The sequence below is a fragment of the Vibrio sp. YMD68 genome (genome assembly GCF_029958905.1).
Lineage (GTDB): Bacteria > Pseudomonadota > Gammaproteobacteria > Enterobacterales > Vibrionaceae > Vibrio.
Map to the genome: position 1 here is coordinate 381,658 of NZ_CP124613.1, position 22,900 is coordinate 404,557.

Consider the following 22,900-nt stretch of genomic DNA (forward strand, 5'->3'; position numbering starts at 1 on the left):
TGACTATAATGAATAAATACCAGCTTCCAAGTGATTCAAAGCTGCTGCAATCTGATTTTGTCTTTGGTGTTGCGACATCGTCTTACCAAATTGAGGGAGGGGCTACAGCAGGCGGACGCGTCCCATCGATCTGGGATACGTTTTGTAATACACCGGGTAAAGTCGATAACGGTGACAATGGCGACATTGCTTGTGATCATTATCATTTGTGGAAACAAGACATTGAAATGATTCAAGGTTTAGGAGTCGATGCGTATCGTTTGTCCATCGCCTGGCCACGAATCATGCCGCAAGACGGCGTGGTAAACCCTGAAGGGCTTGACTTCTATGAGCAAATTATCGATGAATGCCATGCTCGCGGAATGCAGGTTTATGTGACCCTTTATCACTGGGATTTACCGCAATATCTCGAAGATAAAGGCGGTTGGTTAAATCGCGAAACAGCGTACAAGTTTGCAGAATATGCCCAAGCGGTGAGTGCTCACTTTGGCAACAAGATTGACGTCTACACGACACTTAATGAACCGTTTGTTTCTGCTTTCTTAGGTTATCGCTGGGGCATTCACGCTCCCGGTATTAAGGGCGAACGTGAAGGCTTCTTAGCCTCACATCACTTGATGCTCGCGCACGGTCTGGCCATGCCGATTTTGCGCAGCAATGCCCCTCACTCAAAACATGGTGTGGTGTTTAATGCAACACCTGCTTATCCTCACCGCGACAAAGATCAGGGGGCGGCAGACTACAACGAAGCTGAAAATTACCACTGGTTTATGGACCCGGTATTGAAGGGTGAATACCCAGCGGCCGTGGTTGAACGCCAAGCGGGCAATATGCCCATGATCCTCAAAGGGGACTTGGACATCATCAGCGCACCAGTGGATTACGTCGGTATTAACTATTACTCACGTGATGTGATGCGCTTTAACGAGAACGGTGATATTGAAAAAGTGACACAAGACGCTGAGCACACCTTCATTGGATGGGAAATCTATCCGCAAGGTTTGACCGATTTATTAGTGCGTATCAACGAACGTTACGACGACCTTCCACCACTGTACATCACGGAAAATGGTGCGGCGGGCGATGATCAGACCGTGATCAATGGCGAAGTGAACGATGAACAACGTGTCCGCTATTTCCAAAGTCACCTGAACGCCGTTGACCAAGCGATTCGAGCGGGTGTGAGAGTCGATGGTTATTTCGCCTGGAGTTTGATGGACAATTTTGAATGGTCCTTTGGTTATTGCCAACGCTTCGGCATGGTTCATGTCGACTATAAAACCCAACAAAGAACATTGAAACAGAGCGCAATTGCGTATCGAAATACGCTGCTAGCGCGCGCTGAGGAGAACAAGTAATGGCTAAAGTAGAATTTAAGAACATCAAAAAATCTTTCGGAAATGTAGAAGTGGTGAAAGAGTTCGATTTCACGGTTAACGATGGTGAATTTGTGGTTTTCCTTGGCCCATCAGGCTGCGGTAAATCAACCACGCTTCGTATGCTTGCAGGGCTAGAGGAGATTACTTCTGGTGATATTTATGTTGGCGACAAGCTTATGAACAAGGTGGATGCGAAAGATCGTGACCTTGCGATGGTATTCCAAAGCTACGCCCTTTACCCGCACATGACGGTCTACGAAAACATCGCGTTTGCACTCAAACTGAAAGGCATGCCAAAAGCGGAAATCGATGCTGAAGTACGTAAAGCGGCAAAAATGCTTGAGCTTGACCCACTTTTAGATCGTAAACCCAAAGAGCTTTCTGGCGGCCAGCGTCAGCGTGTTGCGATGGGCCGTGCGATGGTGCGGACCCCAAAAGTTTTCTTGTTTGACGAACCGCTTTCAAACCTTGATGCAAAACTGCGGGGTGTTATGCGTGAAGAGATCAAACACCTTCACCGAGAGCTAAAAACGACCACCATTTACGTCACCCACGATCAAATTGAAGCGATGACCCTTGCTGATCGTATTGTGATTCTTAAAGACGGTTACGTGGCTCAAGTCGGAACACCAACAGAAGTCTTCCAGCGCCCTGCGAACAAATTTGTGGCTCAGTTCATCGGCAACCCGTCAATGAATATGTTGGAAGCCAAGTTAATTGACAAAGAGGGGGAGTACTTTGTTGAACTGGGTGATGTTCACATTCCACTTCCTGATCGTTTTAAAGCCCATGCCTCTAAAAATCTCGCGCTTCATTTTGGTGTTCGTCCAACGGATATCCATTTACGCAAAGAACAAGTGGATCATGACCGCGTGTTGCCTTTCCCGGTGAAGATCAAAGATAAAGAGCTACTTGGCGCAAGTATTTTGCTGAAAACGGAAATTGGTCATCAACCGCTTATGGTGGAAACCCAAGCCGCTGAAGTGGACGTTGATAGCCTCACCATGTACCTAGATCTGGACGCATTCCATCTCTTTGATGCGTTGAGCGAGAACTCACTAGCCAGCACTAAAATCGAGCACTAAAATCGAGTTCTAATGGTGACCAGTCCATGAGGTAAAGGCTCATCCTCATGGACTGTGCCCCCACACCTCTACCCCATTGCACCTCAATAATTAGAGTCAGATTAGGGTTAAAGTGAAGGCCACGAACAGAACGCTTTTCCATTAAGATCCCGTTTTTCAATGATGCAGATTGAATTCATACACGTCCTGAGTAATCTGCCTCCCTTGCTTGCTAATTTGGGTGTACAGATGATGACAAAAAAAAATAAAACACCGACGGTCTATGATGTTGCAAAACTCGCAGGTGTCTCACCGAGTACCGTGTCGCGTTTTCTCAATCGCACTACTTATGTCTCTGATGAAAAAAGTCAAAATATTGAACAAGCGATCAAGACAATAGGGTATAAACCAAGCTATCCCGTACAGCAGAAAAGTAATCGCCGCTCGATGACGATTGGTGTCTTGATTCAACACCCAGAGAGCCCGCACACAAGTCGAATTTTAAACGACATGGAAAAAACGCTTATCGCTCAAGGGTATTCGCTTGTCATCGCAACGGGGCACTGGCAAAGCAAATTGGAAGTGCATGCACTGGAGTATTTGATTAAAAATAATGTGGATGCTGTCATTATTGTCACGGGTCATTTGAAATCGGATTTGATTGTTAAAACCGCAGAATCTATTCCTGTCGTGACCGTGGGTTACGATGTGGAAGGGCCGAACATTCGTAGTTTGAACTTGAACAATACACTGGGTGGCTATATTGCAACCTTACATTTGTTGCAGCAAGGGCACGTTAATGTGGCCCACATCAAAGGGTTATCTAATCAACCAGACTCTGGAGCGCGTTATGAGGGGTATAAAAAGGCGTTGGCGGAGTCAAATATTAAGGTGAACCCCAAGCTCGTTAAGCAAGGGGATTTTAGCTCTGAAATCGGCTATGAAAAAACCATCGAGTTGCTGGATTCTAAGGTGCATTTTTCGGCCATTTTTGCTGCCAATGACCAAACTGCTTATGGCGCCATAAAAGCACTAACGGATAAGGGCTATAAAGTACCTGAAGATATTTCAGTGGTTGGTTTTGATGATCTTCCTGTGTCGAAGTATTTCACGCCAGCGCTTACCACACTGAGGCAGCCTGTTGAAGAGATTGGTGTTGTGTGTGCAGAATCGGTTCTAAATCTATTGTCTGGCGAGAGACACGAAGCACGTCTTCCCCCGATTGACCTGATTGTTAGGCAGTCCACAAAATCGATTTATCGTTAAATTTAAATCACCAAGTAGAACTAATCCTTAGCGAATTTATCAATCTGGCTTATGATTTCCTTAATCCTTAATCCTTAATCCTTAATCCTTAATCCTTAATCCTTAATCCTTAATCCTTAATCCTTAATCCTTAATGCTTAATGCTTAATCGTCTTGGAGTCTGAGAACATGGAATTGATCGTCAATAAGTTGTTATTGAGCTGTTTGTGTCAAGAAGGGGATCATTCAATTGCTGTCTTCAATCCAGCCGATCAGACGGTTTTGGGCCACATCCCTTCTTTATCGCGCTCAGACATTCACCTGAAAATTGAAAAATCCAAAGCGGCTCAGCAGAAGTGGCAGCAAAAAACAGCGTCAGAACGCAGTGTCGTATTGCAGCGCTGGTATCAACTCGTGATAGAAAATGCGGAAGATTTAGCACGGTTGATGACTCTTGAGCAGGGTAAGCCACTGGGTGAAGCGAGAGGTGAGGTCATGTATGGGGCTTCATTTATTCAATGGTTTGCCGAGGAAGGTAAGCGTGCTTACGGAGAAACCATCCCAACCCCATTCGCCAATAAAAGAGTGATGACGATTCGACAACCTGTGGGGGTCACTGCCGCAATCACACCGTGGAATTTCCCAATAGCAATGATGACACGTAAAGTCGCACCAGCGTTAGCCGCAGGGTGTAGCTGCCTGGTGAAACCGGCAAACCAAACCCCTTTGTCTGCATACGCTCTTGCCGAATTAGCTTACCAAGCCGGTTTACCGGAAGATTTATTGGCAGTGGTGAATAATCACTCTTCAGCAGAAGTGGGTGATATATTTTGTCGCCATGAAGACATTAAAAAGCTCTCCTTTACAGGATCAACCGAAGTGGGCCGAACCCTTCTTAAATTGACCGCAGAAACAGTAAAACGAACCTCAATGGAATTAGGTGGCAATGCCCCATTCATCGTCTTTGATGATGCGGATATTGATGCTGCGGTTGCTGGGGCGGTGGCGTCTAAATTCAGGAATGCGGGTCAGACCTGCGTGTGTGCCAATCGTTTTTACATCCATGATTCCATTTATGATCAGTTTGTTGACAAATTTGTTGCTGCGGTGAGTCAACTGAAAATTGGTAATGGCCTAAAAAATGGCGTATCAATCGGGCCGTTGATCGATAAAAAATCGAAAGAGAAGATAGAACATTTACTAGAGGAAACGATATCTCAAGGAGCAACGCTTCGTTATGGCGGTAAACGTTTATCTGGGAATTATATTCAGCCGACGATATTAACCGACGTCACTCAGGACATGAGCATCGTCAAGCAGGAAATTTTCGGGCCTGTTGCACCTTTGCTGAGGTTTACTGATACCAATGATTTGATTGAAAAAGCCAATGACACGATCTATGGCTTGGCGAGCTACTTTTATACCAAAGATTTGAACCAAGCGTTTCATGTGGCGGAGTCGTTGGAATACGGTATGGTCGGTATTAATGAGGGCATTATTTCAACCGAAGTTGCGCCATTTGGTGGGGTAAAGCAATCGGGCTTTGGTCGGGAAGGGGCAAGGCAGGGAATGGATGAGTATTTAAACATTAAGTATCTGTGCCTGGGTGGAATGTAATGCGTGATAAGGCTTAAAGCTTGCTATTGACTAAACGAATCAGTGCGATGACTAGAGGGCTAGTATTACTTAAGAGCGACTCTTACTTAACAGCTATTCAAACTTAAAGGGAACAGTGACAAAGAGAGCCGTGATTTAAACGTAAAAGTAGTAACGTTGTCTTATCGCTTTTGTTCGGTTCGTGGGCGATCGGTATCAGCAAATTTCATCTGGTACATATTGTGGTCAGCGATGGATATGAGCTGGTTAATTTCTTTCGAATCGTCCGGGTAAATACTCGTTCCGACACTGCAACCTAATCGGGTGTTATAGCCACCTTTAAGGTGTATGGGTTCTTCAAAGCAAGCTTCAATAAAACCGTGCATTTTGCGAATTTCCACCGGACTATTTGAATTTAAAATCAGTGCAAATTCATCGCCGCCCATTCGGTATACCTTATAATTGCTTGATGGGATCATGGTGCTGAGTCGCCAAGCTATTTGAGTGAGTGCTTCATCTCCTGCTTGATGACCGAAACTATCGTTGACGGCTTTAAATCCATTTAGGTCCAAAAGAAACAGTGAAAAAGGCTGATTCTTCTGCTTATGATTGAGCGCTTCAAACAGAGAGAAGCGATTAGAAATTCCGGTGAGCGTATCGGTAAAAGCCAGTGCTTTATGGTGCTTAGATTCTTGATAATAGATGTAACTCACAAGTCCAATGCAGCTGAACAGTAAGAGCATAAGTACATACTGGATATTCGCGATTTGCTGCGCCTGTTGCATACGTTCCTTGTGTATGGGGTTTTTCAACCGATAGTTTTTATTAATGTAAGCAATCATATCCGCGTAAATTTGATTGAGCTGTTCGCTAATGATTAAGACATCATCTTGAGTTTTTATGTTGTTAAATGGCTCTTCTAGGTGTTGAAATCTAAAGAACAGCGCTTCAAAAAAGTCATGAGCCCCTTCTAAAGACATAAATCCATGAGATTCTTGATTGTAGAGCAGGATGTCAAATCGGCTCCAAGTCAGTTCGTATTTTAGCCATGTTTTCTTATGTTCTGCGTCACCATCCAATGTGTAAGGGGTAATGGCGGTTAGCTCCGATAATTGTTTCGATAACTGAAGTAGAAACCAAGTGGCTTGATTTTGGGAGTTGGTATAAGAGCGAGTTAATTCGCGTGTTGTCGATAGAATAAAGAAGTTCGCGACAATCAATAGTATTGATAGAACAATGAGTAATTTTTTCGATTTAGAGATAAAAGTGTGCATACGATATCAACGGTTCTTTACGGCTTCGAGTGAATGATAACTTCGTCAATTTGCCAAACCATTTGGTTATAAAAGACATCGTTAGCAATCTCAGGGTATTTGTCTACATTAAAGACCAGCCAGTAAGGACCTTTATTTCGTACTTTCATTTTTTTTTCGTCCATCATGTAGGCAATGATGGGTTCATATTTCAGAATATCGTCGATATTTGAGTTTGCGGCGTAGTCATTTAGTGCAATAAAAGAGAGGGAATGGATGCTCTCGGAATCTTTATTCAAGTAATCGATTAAATCGGTGACTCGCATACCTGAATATGATTTTGGTTGTTTGAACCAGGGAAGCTTGGTTGAAAAGGAGCTGACTGGAATATCTTGACTGATTTGTTCATAGGACAAAGTTACAACGGCATCATCGCTACGGATGACTAGAGGCGTCGCTAAAGCTGAAAAACTGAAAAAAAGTAAAAGTATTAGTGAGAAAATCCATTTCATGCCGTTAACCTTTAAATCAATAGAACAGCCTAATTAGTATCCGTTTTAAGGTTATCAATTAGACAGTGAATTAATCCTAAGTATAAGGGAACAGCCATTGCTTTACATTAAATAGTAACCAATTAGTCAGTAGTATCACTAATTAATATGCAACAAAGTTATTTTTGTGAAGTGAAAACAAAAAGAAACCCCGCCGAGGCGAGGTTTGTTATTGGGTTCTATTCATCATTCATCAGAGACAGCAATGGTCATAGACATAAAGATTGAACTGCGTGTCTAGAAGATAATATGTGCCACACCTGCGATCACGGGAAGCGTGATCAGGGTTCGAAGAATGAATATCGCAAACAGTTCAAAAATGTTCACTGGGATACGGCTACCGAGTAGCAACGCGCCGACTTCAGACATGTAAATGAGCTGAGTAACCGACATTGCTGCAATCACAAACCGAGTCATTTCACTTTCTATTGATGCGGCAAGAATAGCGGGAATAAACATATCAGCAAAACCGACAACGATAGTTTGCGATGCTTGCGCCGCTTCAGGAATACCTAATAGTTCAAGAAATGGGATAAATGGCTGGCCAAGAACCGAAAATACAGAGGTATATTCAGCGATAACCAGTGCGATAGTTCCTAAACCCATAACAACAGGAAGCACACCAAAGACCATATCAATGGCATTTTTTATTCCTTCCCCAAACACTGACTTAAGAGACTTTACTTGTCCTGCTTTGGTTAGCGCCAATTCAAGGCCCCAAGAGAAAGTCGAGTGGCCGTCGGGTATCGCATCGGCGTCTTTGTCACGTTCTGACCCATCAATGAAAGTGTCTTTTTTACGACTCAGTGGTGGTAAGCGAGGAATAATGATCGCAGCGACAAGACCAGCAAGACACACCGCACCATAGAAAGGGAGAAACAAGTGTTCTAGCTCAACCTGTGCGATGACAACAAGGCTAAAAGTAATCGAAACGGCAGAGAACGTCGTACCGACAACGACAGCTTCGCGCTGAGTATAGAATTTATTCTCATACTGCTTACTTGTAAGCAAGATACCGACACTGCCATCCCCAAGCCATGAAGCCATACAATCAATCGCACTGCGGCCTGGCAGGTTGAATACAGGGCGCATAATTTTGCTCAGTAGCGTGCCAAATAGCTCAAGCAACCCAAAATTAAGTAAAAGTGGGAGGAGTAAACCGGCAAAAATAAAGACAGAAAAAAGCGTAGGTAATAAGCCTTCTAACACTAGCCCGCCAGTATTTTCTTCCCAAATTGCCGTCGGACCAACTTGGAAAAAAGTCATCAACACCGCACAGCCACCCACAAGCCGAACCGCTAACCATAATGGTGAAGGGCTAAATAGGCCGTGTAAAAAAGCATTGTTCTTAATAAAGGTTGGTTGGTAAACCTTATAAGCCAAAGATGCGATAGCCATAAAAGCAATGATGGATGCAATGATTGCGACAAGGTGATCACCAAACAGAGCTTGAATTGACTTAGCAAGCACAGCGACAGGGATAGTCAGGTTGCCATCATAGCTAATAGGCGCCATGAATAGGAATAAGCCGACGAGCGACGGGATGAAGAACATCCAAAAGTTGCCTTTGTGTTTCGGCGTTTCCATTGATTGAGTTTGATTATTCATTGTTTTGCTCATGTTACTACTAGTCAAATTTTGCTCATATCCGTAGCGAAAAAATGTCTAAACATCCTTATTATTTTATGGGTGGCAAGAATAACGATAAAGGCTCTTTTGTGCAAGAATATTCATTAAATATCGCTAAATATTCAGTCTCTATCTCTATGTGGCTGACTTTTAGGTGTATTTAGTATTGTTTGTATGAAGAATGTTAGTGTTTTGTGTGGTTTTTGGGCATTCAAAGCAGAAACCACTTTTCGGGCCGGATAGGCTCCCTCAACCGTTGACCTTGATTAGCCCACAGCAGCAGTCAGCAATATGAATTGACGTTATATTTACCAGTTGCTTACCTTTAAGCCATAGAGCACACACAAATTGTGATAGCGTATCGTAGAGTATAGAATACCACTCACTGCTTCTCCTCCCTTATGTTGTTAGAGTCTATAGACCATGAAAAAACGTATTTTACCTATTCCACTTATTTTGCTGATTCCTATCTTTCTCTTAGTGGTGGTTATAGTCGCAGGCGTCTATCGATTTAGCTTGAGTGATGAAGAGATCATGCAAAAATTTCCAAACCATGAGGTCGTCAATAATGCGATTGTCTCGCAACTTTTTGGTATTAATTCAAGTAACCCATTGACGATACAAGTGCCAGAAACCCACGCGTTTGCATTTGTTAATTACCTTAACGAGGGAAGTAAAAAGGCGATAGGTGAATACGATGACGGCAAAGAGCGGGGCAGTATTTTTATCGATATTCAGCGGTTGAAGTCTATTGAGGTAGAGGATGAGAAGGTGTTTGTTGCTCCGCTCGCGGTGTCGAACCAAGGAAGCGGCGTTTTCTACTATCTGGCGTTATTTCGTTATGATGCGCAAAGAGATCGAATGATATTAGGGGATTATCAATTGCTCGGCGATCGGGTCGACATTCAAGAGCTTGCTATCTATCCATTGGCTTATGAAAAAAAACAAACTCATGAAAAAGAACGGACTCATGAAGAATCAGCGGCGACAAATGATAAAGATCGTGTGGAGGACGTTTCTGTTTTGTTTTTAACTCGTTCTATTAATCAAGCGATGTCATCCCCCGCGTCAGTCGAAGAAGTGCAACGGTTCCAAATTACGAATGATTATCGTCTGGTTCGTGTATTAGTCGACGCAACAGCCACTCCAGCTGGTGCCTCTTAGCTGCGAATCATAACGGTTCATTGATTCGGTCAAGTTGATACTGTTATATGTTTACGAAAGTGTTAAACATTCATTGTAAATGTGTAATGTAAGTGCTTACTCTCATATTTTTCTCAATGATATATGGTTATGTATGGCAGTGAGAATTAATGAAACGCACAGTTTTGTGCTGAATATTCGCTAGTCAGATGACATTTTGTTGAGAAACCCTTAACCTAATCGCCAGATACAGTATTTAAATTGGAATGTTTTGTGAGTTCAAATTCAATCGTAAGCCGCTACTCTTCGCTCTCTAAGCGAAAAATAATGGTCGCTATTAGCTTACCTATCGTCGCCTTCATTCTTGTTTCATCGCTCACCCCACGTTCAATGCAAACGACATTAGAGCTTTCGTTAACGAGTTCAAATCCTGTCAATGAGTTTTTAGACAGTTCCGTTAGTTCTGACAGTGCTGTTAGCCGTGTCGACATGCCTGATTATGAATATGTTATCCAACCGGGCGATAATCTCAGTTCGATCTTTCAGCACCTTGGGTTTCGCTACCAAGATATGATGCGGATTATGGAAACAGACGTGAACTACTTAGCGTTAGATACCTTAAAACCAGGAAATACATTGCGCTTTTGGCAAGGTGAACAAGGCTCAGATCTCAAAAAAATGGCGCTTGAATTCAGTATTGTGGAGCAGGTGGTGTATACGCGGTTAGAAGATGGTGACTACGAATTTGAAGAGATACGTATCCCGGGTAATTGGGTTGAATTCCCATTGGTTGGGGAGATCAATGGCAGTTTTTCTCAGTCCGTTAATCGTGTGGGGTTAAACAGTGCTGAAATTGAGCATGTGGTGTCGTTACTCAAGGATAAAATTAATTTTTCTAGAGACTTAAGAGCAGGTGATCAGTTTGAGATTGTTCAGTCTCGTCAATATGTCGATGATACATTAACCGGTAACCGAGAAATTCAGGCGGTTAAAATTGTTAATCGAGGTCGAGAAGTATCGGCTTACCTCCATAGAGATGGGCAGTACTATGACCATGAAGGCAACAGTTTACAACGTGCGTTTCAACGCAAGCCAGTGAATGGCTCATACCGATTAAGCTCTCATTTTAATCCTAAGCGTCTTCACCCTGTTACGGGCAGAGTTTCACCACACAATGGAACCGATTGGGCAACTCCAACGGGAACCCCTATTGTATCAACAGGGGATGGAGTGGTTATTATGACTCGTAATCACCCTTATGCGGGGAAATATGTGGTGATTCAGCACGGCAGTACTTACAAAACGCGCTATTTGCACCTAAGCAAAATATTGGTACGCAAAGGCCAAAAGGTGAATCGCGGGCAGCGCATTGGTTTAGCTGGAGCAACAGGACGTGTGACAGGCCCTCATATTCATTATGAATTGATGGTTCGTGGCCGAGCGGTGAATCCGATGACCGCCAATATCCCGATGGCCAATTCAGTACCGAAGAAAGAACTGGCTGGATTTGTGGCAAGACGTAACGAGCTAAACAACCTACTCAGCGCAGAGCTTTAATGTAGCTACCCATTGATAGTTAAATATGTCAGTACCTAAGCATCATTCATAAATGAGATGAAAAGACATTAATTGAATTTGTTTCAATCACTTAATGTCTTTTCTATGCCGATTTTATCTTTACACTGGTGTTATCTCGTTCAAAATAGTCTTTGATTAACTCTATTGGCGTTTTGGGACGGGAAAAATAATACCCTTGTATTTGTGTGCAACCCATCAGGTAGAGTTTGTCGAGGGCCTCTTTTGTTTCAACGCCTTCAGCGACAAGAGAGACATTCAGTTGTTCCGCTAATTGAATAATCAGTTTGACTACACGTTCCGATTTTTGATTGTTCAGCATGTTTCGCACGAAGCTCGCGTCTATTTTTATACAATCGATAGGGTATCGGTGAAGGTAGTTCAAACTGGAGTATCCCGTTCCAAAGTCGTCAAGTGCGATGGTGAATCCAAATGCTCTCAATCTGTCTAAAACGGACTTTACTTTATCGCCATGGGTGATTAGGACCGTTTCTGTAAGCTCTATGACGAAATCATGGGGATCACATCCATAGGCGCTGATCGTACTCGTTAGGTGCTGGATATATCTTTCTGAGCTGCTTAGTTCATACGCGGAGCAGTTGATACCTAACTTTACTTTGTGACCAAACCCTTTTTCAAGTTCTAACTTTGCTTCGCAAGCCAGCTGAATGATCCGCTCTCCTAATTCAAGAATTAATCCGGATTGCTCTGCCGCTTCAATAAACTCGATGGGAGCGATGGTTCCAAAGAACTTACTGTTCCATCGAGCAAGCACCTCAAAATAGCGCCAAGAGTCACCATGTTTATGTACGATAGGTTGAGCGGCGACAAAAATCTCACTCGGCTGTTCTTTTGATTTCTTCAGTTCATTTCTCAACGCACTGATGACCTGGTTTTTACGATGATACAGTCCACTTAATTGAGAGTTATAACAGCGTATTTTTGTCCCAGAGGTTTTTTTACAGTCTTTGAGGGCAAGACTCGCGTTAAGAAGGAGTTGATCAGCGGTGAACATTTTATCTTGGGTTCGAGTTATTCCAATACTGACCGAAATACTCACGCCGTGTGATGGGTCTTTGTAACCTTGATGTAAAAGGTGAATGATTTCATGGCAAACTTTAATGGGGTCTCTATCGTAAGTAATGAATGCAAACTCATCGGCAGATATCCTAAACGCTAAGTGCTGTTCTGGGACATTATCGCTAATTGTACTGGCGACAAACCGTAACACCTGATCACCAATATAGTTACCATAGAGATCATTAATGGATTTGAAATTATCAATATCGACATAAGCCAATGTGAAAGGATATGGTGAAGATTGAGTCAGCACCTCTAGTTGATCCGATAGGCTGCAGCGGTTTCGTAAACCCGTTAAGTTATCGTGAGAAACCTCATAGTTGAGCTGATTGACCAGGCTCTCAGATCGCTTAGCAAGCCATTTTTCACGTAAGCTATGAACGATAATGTTCGCGAATAATTGGTGGTAAGCTAAAACGCTCTCAGGGTCATCAATGGGTTTATCAAATGTGGAAAGCAAGACGCCTAATGTTTCGCCCTTTTGATTTTTTAGCGGGATACCAATATAAGCACGTAAGTGATTCTCTTTGATATAGCCGTCGAGAGGGTAATGCTTGGTGAGGTTATCGATGTAAAAAAGGTATTCGGATTGTTTCCAGTGTCCTTGTCCTCTCAATACTTGTTCTCTAACTGACGGTTCTCTAAATACTTGCTCTCTAAACACGTGTTCACAAGGTGTGTTTTTAAGTGGGTAGATAAAGTTATTTTGCACCGATTGATTTCGGACACACGAGATTGTCTTCGCTTGGTAGCGAAGTTTATCGAACTCAACAATGCAAGTAGAAAAACTTTGAAATCGCTGATGCAATTGAACTGTGACATGGTCGAGCAGGGCGGTGCCTTCCATAAACAAAGTCTCATTCACTTCATCTAAGCCTATGGCACCCGTGTTTGTTAGCCTCATAGCCATATTGAGATCTCACGTTGTGGTGTATTGTTAGCTTTTTTATAATAAGTATATGCACTTAATCACTATGGTAGAGATCACGCTTTATTGCAAACGAGGTGGGATCCATTCAACCGAGTCTAAAGATTTTTCAACGGTTAATCAGAGCGTTAAATTGAAAAAATATTTCTAACGTTATGCTTTGGGGAAACAGGTACTTTTCTTGCTTGTTTCTGTGCTTGTTTCTGTGCTTATAGGGAGTGGAATGGGCTGTTTTGGATGATGAATTAAGGCCACGATGAACGGATGTGATGAATAGTTGATGTGAACGTTATACAATGTGACCTGTATCTTTTGTGAGTAATGACAATGCAACACAATGAATTTGAAACACTAGTCAAAGCGTTATGCCAACTAGAAGGGCTTCCACAAGCATTGGAAGCATTAAAAGCCAGTGACGATGCTGACATTGCGGAAGTCGCGGCCTCACTGAGTGGTCAGTTTGCCTTAGCTGAGGTTGAAGGTGAATCGCGTATTTACCACGTAACCGTGGAAGAGAATGAGCAAGGTGAAGAGCAAGAGTTTGTCGAGCATGTGATGAACGAAGGCGATGACGTTATCAAGTTTGTTGCCTGGTTCTTTGATGCCCAGTTTGGAATGAAGCAGAAAGAAACCTACCAGGTGGCGGGTAAAACCTACCGTCAGCCGAAACGCGGTTAGATTATCTTCACCTCATAAATGAAGCCCCTTGAATGATGTCAGTATCATCAAGGGGCTTTTTATTGCCAACGTCGTTTGTTTTATCTGTCAGCGTTTATTTAATTTAACGGTAGGGTTTATGTCATCTAGCGCTAAGGTTGTTTCTATAGTGCATCAAGAAACCGTTTACTGGAGAATTGTTAATCACTGTTAACCAGATGATAGGGTTATCCGGCTGAGATATTATTGGACTCCATGGGAACGACGTTGTCTGGAATACCTTCTGGTTTATTGACCTTTATCCACTCTTCGAGATTATCTGCTCCACCTATATATTGACCATCAAGCCAGATCTGTGGAACCGTGACGGGGGTCTTTTGACCAATATGGGCTTTGACTTCCGGAATCATGCGGTAAAGTGCAGCACTGTCTTTAACCACATCGTGGTAACGGTATTCAATCCCTGCATTGTCTAACAGGTTTTTAGCTTTCACGCAGAATGGGCAAGTCGCTTTGCCATAGACAATATTACCCTTAAGCGTGTCTTTCTTAACCCACTCTTGAATGACCGATTGAACAAGCACGCCACGATTGAGTGCTTCCCCTTGGCTGATCACTTTTCCCTCAACCACAAGGATGGGTGCATGCCAAGAACCGAGTTTGAGTGGCTCCCACCAATGAGATAACCAGTCTTTGACCTCAAGTTCGACAGGAATACCTTCTAACTCGGTTTCAAAGGTATCGAGTAAGATATCTTTGGTTAATGTGCATTCTCCGCAAGGTATATTCACTTTGAATGGTCCCCAGCTTCCGCCCCAGCGATACAGTGTAATCTTAATTGGTGTCGTCATAATCTTATCCCAATGGCTCGTATAACCTAATAGAACGGAATGCAGCGCGATAAATTTCATGAAAAGTAACATAAAACCACCGAAGAGGTAGGTTGAACTCGCTCGGTTTAGAGTCCTGCTTGGCGAGGTGGCCATAAAAAAGCAGGTAGAATGAGGTTTAACCCGTTGTATATCCAGTTCAATGGATTGCAGGTAATGGCTCAAGAACTACCGGACTCAAATATCAGGAAGCAGAATCACATAAGCATTGAATCAATGAGTTATCCTAATAAAACAGTATTCAAAATTCATCTATCTGATGCCGCTTGTTGTATTTGCTTTGTGAATAAGGTTGTGTCATTTGAGTTTTATTCTGTATGTCTGCATTCTAAAAGTGTGATTTAGATCGCCTATTTTATGAGTGTGTCAACTTGTTAACCAGTTCACATTTTTGATTTGGAATGAGATGTGCGCTGTAACTCTATGATTTTTAATGTTTCACATTAATTTATATGCACTTTTTTTTGTTTTACATCATTTTATGCAACTTTTCCTGAATCGCTAGGTACAGTCGATGCACTTGTTAACCAAGGTGTAACACCACTAATTAGAGTGATGCATCGGGTTGTCAGTGGACAAACCAAACGTATATATGGACTTTAAAATGAATAAAAAACTATTAGCTGTAGCAATCGCTGCTTCTGCATTCGGTACTCAAGCTGTTGCTGTTGAACTGTACAACAACGACGGTACTACGTTCTCTATGGGCGGCCACGTTTCTGTTAACCTTAACGGTTCAGAGAAAGGTGATACAGAAGTAGGTACTAACTCTCCACGTATCAACTTCACGGCAACTCAAGACCTAGGTAACGGTTTTGAAGTCGATGCACGTGGCGAATGGGCACTTAACTACCTGACTAACGGTGAGAACGCATTCACTACTCGTCTTGGTTACGTAGGTCTTACTCATGAAGAGCTAGGTCGCGCTGTAGTCGGTACTCAATGGGCACCATATTACGACGTAGCGGGTGTGACTGATATGCCTATCGCGTTTGCCAATGATTACTTATACGCTGGTGATGACTTTGCTAAAATCGGTTTAACTCGTGCGGATAACATGGTTTCTTACCGTAACGGTTTTGATTTCGCTGACGCTGGTGCGCTGAACATTGGTCTTGCGTGGCAAGGTGCTACTGAGGGTGATGTTTACCCAGAATACAAAGACCGCGTTCAAGCGACTCTTTCTTATGCAATCATGGGTGGTTCTTTAGGCTACGCATACAGCACTGGTGACGTTGCTGCTTCTGGTTCTAAAGGCTCTCTAGATATTCATACTGTTTCAGCTTCTTACGGTTCATACGGCAACGGTCTATACCTTGCTGGTGTTTATACCATGACTGAAGATAAGAAAGTTGTGCGTGCTGAATCTGATTCATACGAACTACTTGCTGCATACGCACTGGCTAACAGCATGAACTTCAGCATCAACTACGAAACAAACGAAGCGAAAGACCTGATTGACAACTCTAAAGCGACAACTCGTGAAGAGCTGGCTCTACAAGTAGAATACAACTTTGCTTCAAACATCGTAGGTTACACGGGTTACCAGTTCGATCTAAACGATAAAGACTTCTCAGGTGCTAAGCAAGATACTGATAGCAAATGGGTTCTTGGCGCACGTTTCTACCTATAAGCTTCTTGCTTAAAGGACAGAACGCAGTAACGGTTTAACGTTACGCCAAATAGTGAAACACCTTCTATTTATAGAAGGTGTTTTTTATTGTCTGTAGGAAATGAATACGAGGAGCATAAACGACATCGGCGAGATATCGGATTCATCACTTTGAGTGGATGATCTTAGTTTTACATTTAAGTCGCTAGGTTTGCTTTAAAAGTCATATAAATAACGCCCGAGTCGGTTATTATTTGCACTCGATTGTATTTGGCTCTGTTTTTAATATTCAAGGAAGAATCATGCATAGCGTACGAGTTGATGACACCACGGTAACCCCTTCTAAAATTGTTTGTATTGGCCGCAACTACCTTGAACATATCCAAGAACTGAATAACGCCGTTCCCGATGAAATGGTGGTGTTCAATAAACCCAATAGTGCGTTAACACATCGTCTCTTATCGAACGCTGTGCGATCGGGTGGGTTGCAACTTTCAGAATCCGACACCATCCATTATGAAGGTGAAATCTGCTTCGTTATTAAGCGCGGGCAAATCGATGCAGTCGGGATTGGCCTTGATCTCACCAAACGCGCATTGCAATCTGAACTAAAAGGAAAGGGGCTTCCATGGGAACGCGCCAAGAGCTTTGATAATTCTGCCGTCTTTAGCCGTTTTGTTTCAATACGAGATATTAACATTCATCAACTTCAGATCGAACTGTTCATCAATTGTATGCGTGTTCAGTGCGGCAGTGTGAATGAAATGATTTACTCTCCATCGACTATTTTGGCTGAGCTTCAAACCTATACGACGCTCTGCGATGGCGACATCATAATGACAGGGACCCCAAAAGGGGTAGGGGAAGTTCACCAAGGCGATATTTTTCTCGCGCGTTTAAAGTGTGGGGAAACGACGTTAATAGAAATAGAATGGGTAGCTGAATAGCTGAATAATTTATAGTTCAATAATTTTATAGATCAGAAATTGATAACCGAATAACTGCGTATTTCTGTCATGGCGTTATTCACTCCTTTTATTTTTTCTATGTAGGCACACCTATGTTACCTGATGTCATTATCTTAAACGGAACAGGAAGTAGCGGTAAAACCAGCATTGCTAAGCAACTTCAAGAGCTGCTTCCATACCAGTTTCTTAATTTTAGTATCGACGCGGTATTATATGCTCTGCCGCCTAGTGACTTACAAGCCATGATGGAAGGGCGAGCCATTGATCGGCAGGGCTACGATTACGCCCAATTGGTCGAGGGGTATCACCGCTGCATCCCGAGCTTATTAGAATCTGGCGTGAAGTTGATACTCGATAATGCATGGGTAGATAAGAAAGAATACCAACAACTCCGTTCACTTCTTTCATACTACACTGTCTGTACTATCGGTGTTAAATGCGATCTGGACGTCGCCAAAAAGCGAGAAAAAGCGCGTGGAGACCGAGCCATTGGTTTAGCTGAATACGAATTTCCTCTCGTGCACCAGGAAATGGATTACGATTTTGTCATCGATTCAAGCCATCGTAGCCCGCAAGAACTGGCGCAAGACCTACTCAATCAACTAACCCTATCTTCGTTATCTACCGCTTAAACCTTCAGATGACATTATCTAAACAGAGTGATTACTTTCGGCAGATTGGGACTCTTTACCTCGTCTGCCAGCTTGTTCGTTTCCCCCAATCGAAACTATAAGAGCTCTCTCCTCCTTGGTATCACTGGCAGGCAACATAACTGACCAATAATTCTACGATTCTCAGCGGCGAGTTTTAACCCTGTTTGTTCGTGAGACATCGCCGTTTGTTGTTATCACTTTCTTGCGCATTTGACATTCCCTAACTAGCATTAGTTAACATAAATGTAACAAAATGTTCTGGAATAGCTGTTTCTAGGGAATTTACCATACCAAATTTCAAATGGGTCATTGCCATTTAAATGGTTCACTAAGGTTGGTGGTGTATGGGCAGAGGAGAACTCTTTTGAAAAGACGATCAGTCACGAGCTGGCTATGGAGTGGTATAGCGCTGCTCTTTACTTTTTCACCTTGCGTTTTTGCAGAATCTTCAATGAATATGACTCAAGGTGTGACGGGTATTAGTCAGCAAGTCTACGATTTGCACATGCTAATTTTTTACATTTGTTGTGCTATTGCCCTTGTTGTTTTTGGGGTGATGTTTTATTCCATTCTTAATCACCGTAAATCCAAAGGCGCCGTTGCCGCTCACTTCCATGAGAGCACCAAAGTCGAGATTATCTGGACGGTGATACCGATCATCATTTTGGTCGCGATGGCGATCCCAGCGACAAAAACTCTTATCGCGATGGAAGATACGTCTCAGTCTGAACTGACGATTAAAGTAACGGGTTCTCAATGGAAATGGCACTACAGCTATTTTGGTGAGGATGTTGAGTTTTATAGTTTACTGGCGACTTCCTCAAAACAGATCGAAGGTATCGAAGAGAAAGGTGCGCATTATTTACTCGAGGTTGATCATCCACTCGTTGTCCCTATAAATCGAAAGATTCGCTTTTTAATGACGTCCGACGATGTTATCCACTCTTGGTGGGTACCAGACTTTGCTGTCAAGAAGGATACGATTCCCGGCTTTATTAATGAAGCTTGGACCAAAATAGATAAGCCTGGTGTCTATCGCGGTCAGTGTGCCGAGTTATGTGGCCGCGCCCATGGGTTTATGCCTATCGTGGTTCATGCCATGGAAGAATCAAAGTATGAAACCTGGTTAGCCGATAAAAAAGCAGAGATAGCGCTGGCTCAGCAACAAGCCAACGCGGCGCTGACTGCCTCGTTGTCGCTAGAGGAATTAATGACTCAAGGCGAACAGATCTATGTGGATCGCTGTGCCGTCTGTCACCAAGTGGCAGGTACGGGGATACCGGGTGCCTTCCCTGCTATTAAAGGCAGCAAGATCGCGACGGGTAATATCGATGATCATTTAGACATCGTGGTGAACGGGCGTTCAGGAACGGCAATGCAAGCGTTTGTGAATCAGCTTAGTGAGCAAGAATTAGCGGCGGTGATTACTTACCAACGGAATGCGTGGGGCAACGATACGGGTGATGTCGTTCAGGCCTCTGATGTCAACGAGTTCAAGGGAAAGTCGTCTCAATCAGAAGATCCTAAGGAAGCAGCGCAATGAACAAGTCTATGGATAGCAAAATAAAAGCGGCGCAAGCTACCGATGCCGATATGGGCGGTGCGCATGGCGTTGATCATGATGAACATCATACCCCGACTGGGATAGGGCGCTGGCTATTTTCAACCAATCACAAAGATATAGGGACTCTATATTTGTGGTTTAGTCTCATCATGTTTTTCACCGGTGGGGCGATGGCGATGGTGATTCGGGCGGAATTATTTCAACCAGGATTGCAGCTCGTTGAACCGGATTTCTTTAATCAAATGACCACAGTCCACGGTCTTATCATGGTGTTTGGTGCCGTGATGCCAGCCTTCACCGGTCTTGCCAACTGGATGATACCTATGATGATTGGTGCGCCTGATATGGCGTTGCCGAGAATGAATAACCTCAGCTTTTGGATTCTACCTTTTGCCTTTTTAATACTGATTGGATCACTCTTTACACCCGCCGGTGGCCCGAACTTTGGTTGGACATTCTACGCGCCGCTATCGACTACCTATGGCCCAGATAGTACCGCGTTATTTGTGTTTTCTGTGCACATCATGGGGATCAGTTCAATCATGGGGGCAATCAATGTCATTGTGACTATTGTAAATATGCGAGCTCCAGGCATGACTTGGTTCAAAATGCCGTTGTTTGTTTGGACATGGCTGATCACCGCGTTTTTGCTTATCGCTGTCATGCCGGTGTTAGCCGGTGCTGTGACCATGGTTCTAACGGATAAGTATTTTGGCACCAGCTTTTTTGATGCGGCGGGGGGCGGAGATCCGGTCTTGTTCCAGCATATATTCTGGTTCTTTGGACACCCTGAAGTTTATATCATGATCTTACCGTCGTTTGGGGTTGTCTCCGCTATATTACCTGCATTCAGCGGTAAGAAACTGTTTGGTTACCACTCAATGGTGTACGCAACGTGCAGTATCGCCTTGTTGTCGTTCCTTGTTTGGGCTCACCACATGTTTACCACGGGAATGCCTGTTTTTGCGGAACTGTTTTTCATGTATTGCACCATGTTGATCGCAGTGCCCACGGGGGTTAAAGTCTTCAATTGGGTGGCGACAATGTGGCAAGGTTCGCTGACGTTTGAAACGCCCATGCTGTTTTCTATCGCATTTATTGTGCTCTTTACGATTGGTGGCCTTTCTGGATTAATGCTTGCGATCGTCCCCGCTGATTTTCAATATCACGATACTTACTTTGTCGTGGCACATTTCCATTATGTTTTGGTGTCGGGAGCGGTCTTTTCAATTATGGCCGCCGCGTACTATTGGCTACCGAAATGGACCGGCAATATGTATGATGAAAAACTCGGCCTGTTGCACTTTTGGTGCTCCGTTATCTCGGTCAATATTCTCTTCTTTCCTATGCACTTCTTGGGTTTGGCCGGTATGCCAAGGCGGATTCCTGATTACGCCATCCAGTTTGCTGATGTCAACCAAATCGTCTCAATTGGCGGGTTCATCTTTGGGTTTTCGCAACTGATTTTCTTATGGGTCGTGATCAAATGTATCCGTGGCGGAGAGAAAGCGCCGGCGAAGCCTTGGGATCGCGCAGAAGGGCTCGAATGGACAGTGCCTAGCCCTGCGCCCCATCACACGTTCACCACGCCACCTAAAGTGGATTAATGGAGTTGAGTGCAATGAATGCAAAAAATCAACCCAGTAAGCCTCATAAAAAACTCACGATAAAACTGCTGTTCGCGGTGGTGGCAATGTTTGGATTTGGTTTTGCATTGGTGCCTATTTATGACGTGATGTGCGACACATTGGGCATCAATGGAAAAACCAATACGAGCTCAGCGATACAACCAAAGGGAATGGAGCCTGATACTTCTCGAACCGTTCGTGTGGAGTTTATGGTTCATATTAATCAAGGCATGCCTTGGCAATTTGCGCCTAAGCAAACCGTGATGGACGTTCATCCTGGGCAGGTTATACAAACGGCTTATATCGCGTACAACGAATCGGACACGGCACTTGTGGGTCAAGCGGTCCCTTCTGTTTCTCCGGGCCTTGGCGCTGCGTATTTTAATAAAATCGAGTGTTTCTGCTTCAATCAACAGCCGCTGGCAGCCAGTGAAAAAGCGGAAATGCCACTTATTTTCTACATTGAACCCGATATTCCAAATTCCATTCATACATTAACCTTGTCCTATTCTTTATACGACATCACAGATGTTGAGAAAATTAGCCCAACCGTGGCGATACAGGCGGATGAAACACGTATTGCAAGGAGCAAACCATGAGTTCTAAACATCAACATTATTATGTTCCTGCGCACAGTAGTTGGCCTATTCTCGCTGCCGTCGCGTTGTTTCTCGTCGCGGTAGGCGCTGGGTTAACGGTACAGAACTTAGAGTCCCAAGGCGCTGGAAGTACTTTTGGTCGGATTGTGTTATCTATCGGATTTGTGGTGCTACTAGCGATACTTGCAGGTTGGTTTGCCAATGTTGTATCGGAGTCACTGTCTGGTCTTTATTCCGATCAAATAGATCGTTCATTTCGACAAGGAATGAGTTGGTTTATTTTTTCTGAGGTGATGTTTTTTGGTGCGTTTTTTGGTGCATTGTTCTATGCCCGAATGATATCGGTTCCTTGGATTGGTGGGGCGGGCAACAATGCCATGACTCACGAGGTTTTATGGCCTGCCTTTGAGGCTATGTGGCCTTTGGAGCTCACCCCTGGAGGCGAAACTACTCAAGCGATGCCATGGCAGGGAATACCTCTTGTTAACACCATTTTGTTGCTGCTGTCTTCCATTACTCTGCATATGGCACATATTAGCCTTGAAACCAATAAGCGCATGGCTTTAATCGTCTGGTTAGAGCTGACGATTGTCCTGGCTGGCTTCTTCTTATACTACCAAATGGTGGAATACAGCCACGCTTATCAGGACATGGGGCTCACGCTGTCGTCGGGTATTTACGGCAATACGTTCTTCTTATTAACCGGCTTTCATGGTTTGCATGTTTTCCTCGGGACCCTGTTCTTGGTGGTGCTTCTAGGGAGGATTGCAAAAGATCACTTCACACCCCAAGACCATTTTGCTTTTCAAGCGGGAAGTTGGTATTGGCACTTTGTTGACGTGGTGTGGCTGAGTTTGTTTATTTTCGTTTATGTCATCTAAGAGTG

The 22,900-nt window shown here is 43.6% G+C and carries 19 protein-coding genes; 14 read left to right on the forward strand and 5 right to left on the reverse strand.

What is annotated here, in order from left to right; translation table 11 throughout:
- The first annotated feature begins 8 nt into the window (after positions 1 to 8).
- The 4 genes from QF117_RS01660 (at position 9) to QF117_RS01675 (ending at position 5,305) form a co-directional block, all read left to right on the forward strand.
- Positions 9 to 1,358, forward strand: coding sequence for a GH1 family beta-glucosidase (locus tag QF117_RS01660; protein WP_282385766.1), 1,350 nt, complete (start codon positions 9 to 11; stop codon positions 1,356 to 1,358).
- Entirely contained in the window at positions 1,358 to 2,464 is a 1,107-nt protein-coding gene (gene ugpC, locus QF117_RS01665) for a sn-glycerol-3-phosphate ABC transporter ATP-binding protein UgpC (protein WP_282385767.1), read from the forward strand. Before QF117_RS01660 ends, ugpC begins: the two co-directional genes overlap by 1 nt.
- Positions 2,465 to 2,692: 228 nt before the next feature.
- The gene (locus QF117_RS01670) at positions 2,693 to 3,709 is read left to right on the forward strand and encodes a substrate-binding domain-containing protein (RefSeq protein ID WP_282385769.1); all 1,017 of its coding nucleotides are present in this window, start codon (positions 2,693 to 2,695) and stop codon (positions 3,707 to 3,709) included.
- 168 nt (positions 3,710 to 3,877) lie between these two features.
- Positions 3,878 to 5,305, forward strand: coding sequence for an NAD-dependent succinate-semialdehyde dehydrogenase (locus tag QF117_RS01675; protein WP_282385771.1), 1,428 nt, complete (start codon positions 3,878 to 3,880; stop codon positions 5,303 to 5,305).
- Positions 5,306 to 5,466: 161 nt separating this feature from the next.
- Here QF117_RS01675 and QF117_RS01680 read toward each other — a convergent pair whose 3' ends face one another.
- The 3 genes from QF117_RS01680 to QF117_RS01690 form a co-directional block, all read right to left on the reverse strand.
- Positions 5,467 to 6,558: a GGDEF domain-containing protein gene (locus QF117_RS01680; RefSeq protein ID WP_282385773.1), complete on the reverse strand. Its 1,092-nt coding sequence runs from the start codon at positions 6,556 to 6,558 to the stop codon at positions 5,467 to 5,469.
- Between the two features lie 17 nt (positions 6,559 to 6,575).
- A complete protein-coding gene (locus QF117_RS01685; RefSeq protein ID WP_282385775.1) occupies positions 6,576 to 7,049 on the reverse strand; it encodes a hypothetical protein in 474 nt (157 codons plus the stop codon).
- Between the two features lie 276 nt (positions 7,050 to 7,325).
- On the reverse strand, positions 7,326 to 8,696 hold the full coding sequence (locus QF117_RS01690; protein WP_282385776.1) for a YjiH family protein: 1,371 nt from the start codon (positions 8,694 to 8,696) through the stop codon (positions 7,326 to 7,328).
- A gap of 444 nt (positions 8,697 to 9,140) precedes the next feature.
- On the opposite strand from QF117_RS01690, the gene QF117_RS01695 reads away from it, so the two are divergent.
- A complete protein-coding gene (locus QF117_RS01695) occupies positions 9,141 to 9,881 on the forward strand; it encodes a hypothetical protein (protein ID WP_282385778.1) in 741 nt (246 codons plus the stop codon).
- 306 nt (positions 9,882 to 10,187) lie between these two features.
- The gene (locus tag QF117_RS01700) at positions 10,188 to 11,417 is read left to right on the forward strand and encodes a peptidoglycan DD-metalloendopeptidase family protein (RefSeq protein WP_282386106.1); all 1,230 of its coding nucleotides are present in this window, start codon (positions 10,188 to 10,190) and stop codon (positions 11,415 to 11,417) included.
- Positions 11,418 to 11,520: 103 nt separating this feature from the next.
- Here the strand turns inward: QF117_RS01700 and QF117_RS01705 are convergent, their stop codons facing one another.
- Positions 11,521 to 13,425 carry a GGDEF domain-containing phosphodiesterase gene (locus QF117_RS01705; RefSeq protein WP_282385779.1) on the reverse strand — a complete coding sequence of 635 codons (1,905 nt, stop codon included), beginning with the start codon at positions 13,423 to 13,425 and terminating at the stop codon, positions 11,521 to 11,523.
- 345 nt (positions 13,426 to 13,770) lie between these two features.
- Here QF117_RS01705 and QF117_RS01710 point away from each other — a divergent pair, with 345 nt between their 5' ends.
- The gene (locus QF117_RS01710; RefSeq protein WP_282385780.1) at positions 13,771 to 14,121 is read left to right on the forward strand and encodes a hypothetical protein; all 351 of its coding nucleotides are present in this window, start codon (positions 13,771 to 13,773) and stop codon (positions 14,119 to 14,121) included.
- A gap of 206 nt (positions 14,122 to 14,327) precedes the next feature.
- Here QF117_RS01710 and QF117_RS01715 read toward each other — a convergent pair whose 3' ends face one another.
- Complete coding sequence (locus tag QF117_RS01715; RefSeq protein ID WP_282385782.1) at positions 14,328 to 14,951, reverse strand: glutaredoxin; 624 nt, start codon at positions 14,949 to 14,951, stop codon at positions 14,328 to 14,330.
- 643 nt (positions 14,952 to 15,594) lie between these two features.
- Here QF117_RS01715 and QF117_RS01720 point away from each other — a divergent pair.
- The 7 genes from QF117_RS01720 (at position 15,595) to QF117_RS01750 (ending at position 22,895) form a co-directional block, all read left to right on the forward strand.
- Positions 15,595 to 16,623 (forward strand): porin, encoded by a 1,029-nt coding sequence (locus tag QF117_RS01720; protein ID WP_282385783.1) that lies wholly within the window; start codon positions 15,595 to 15,597, stop codon positions 16,621 to 16,623.
- Positions 16,624 to 16,904: 281 nt separating this feature from the next.
- Entirely contained in the window at positions 16,905 to 17,549 is a 645-nt protein-coding gene (locus QF117_RS01725) for a fumarylacetoacetate hydrolase family protein (protein WP_282385785.1), read from the forward strand.
- Between the two features lie 113 nt (positions 17,550 to 17,662).
- Positions 17,663 to 18,202: an AAA family ATPase gene (locus QF117_RS01730; protein WP_282385787.1), complete on the forward strand. Its 540-nt coding sequence runs from the start codon at positions 17,663 to 17,665 to the stop codon at positions 18,200 to 18,202.
- Positions 18,203 to 18,587: 385 nt separating this feature from the next.
- Positions 18,588 to 19,766 carry a cytochrome c oxidase subunit II gene (gene coxB, locus QF117_RS01735; protein ID WP_282385789.1) on the forward strand — a complete coding sequence of 393 codons (1,179 nt, stop codon included), beginning with the start codon at positions 18,588 to 18,590 and terminating at the stop codon, positions 19,764 to 19,766.
- On the forward strand, positions 19,763 to 21,394 hold the full coding sequence (gene ctaD, locus QF117_RS01740; RefSeq protein WP_282385791.1) for a cytochrome c oxidase subunit I: 1,632 nt from the start codon (positions 19,763 to 19,765) through the stop codon (positions 21,392 to 21,394). Before coxB ends, ctaD begins: the two co-directional genes overlap by 4 nt.
- Positions 21,394 to 22,014 carry a cytochrome c oxidase assembly protein gene (locus QF117_RS01745; protein ID WP_282385792.1) on the forward strand — a complete coding sequence of 207 codons (621 nt, stop codon included), beginning with the start codon at positions 21,394 to 21,396 and terminating at the stop codon, positions 22,012 to 22,014. The genes ctaD and QF117_RS01745 overlap by 1 nt, the downstream gene beginning before the upstream one ends.
- The gene (locus QF117_RS01750) at positions 22,011 to 22,895 is read left to right on the forward strand and encodes a cytochrome c oxidase subunit 3 (protein WP_282385793.1); all 885 of its coding nucleotides are present in this window, start codon (positions 22,011 to 22,013) and stop codon (positions 22,893 to 22,895) included. Before QF117_RS01745 ends, QF117_RS01750 begins: the two co-directional genes overlap by 4 nt.
- Positions 22,896 to 22,900: the final 5 nt, after the last annotated feature.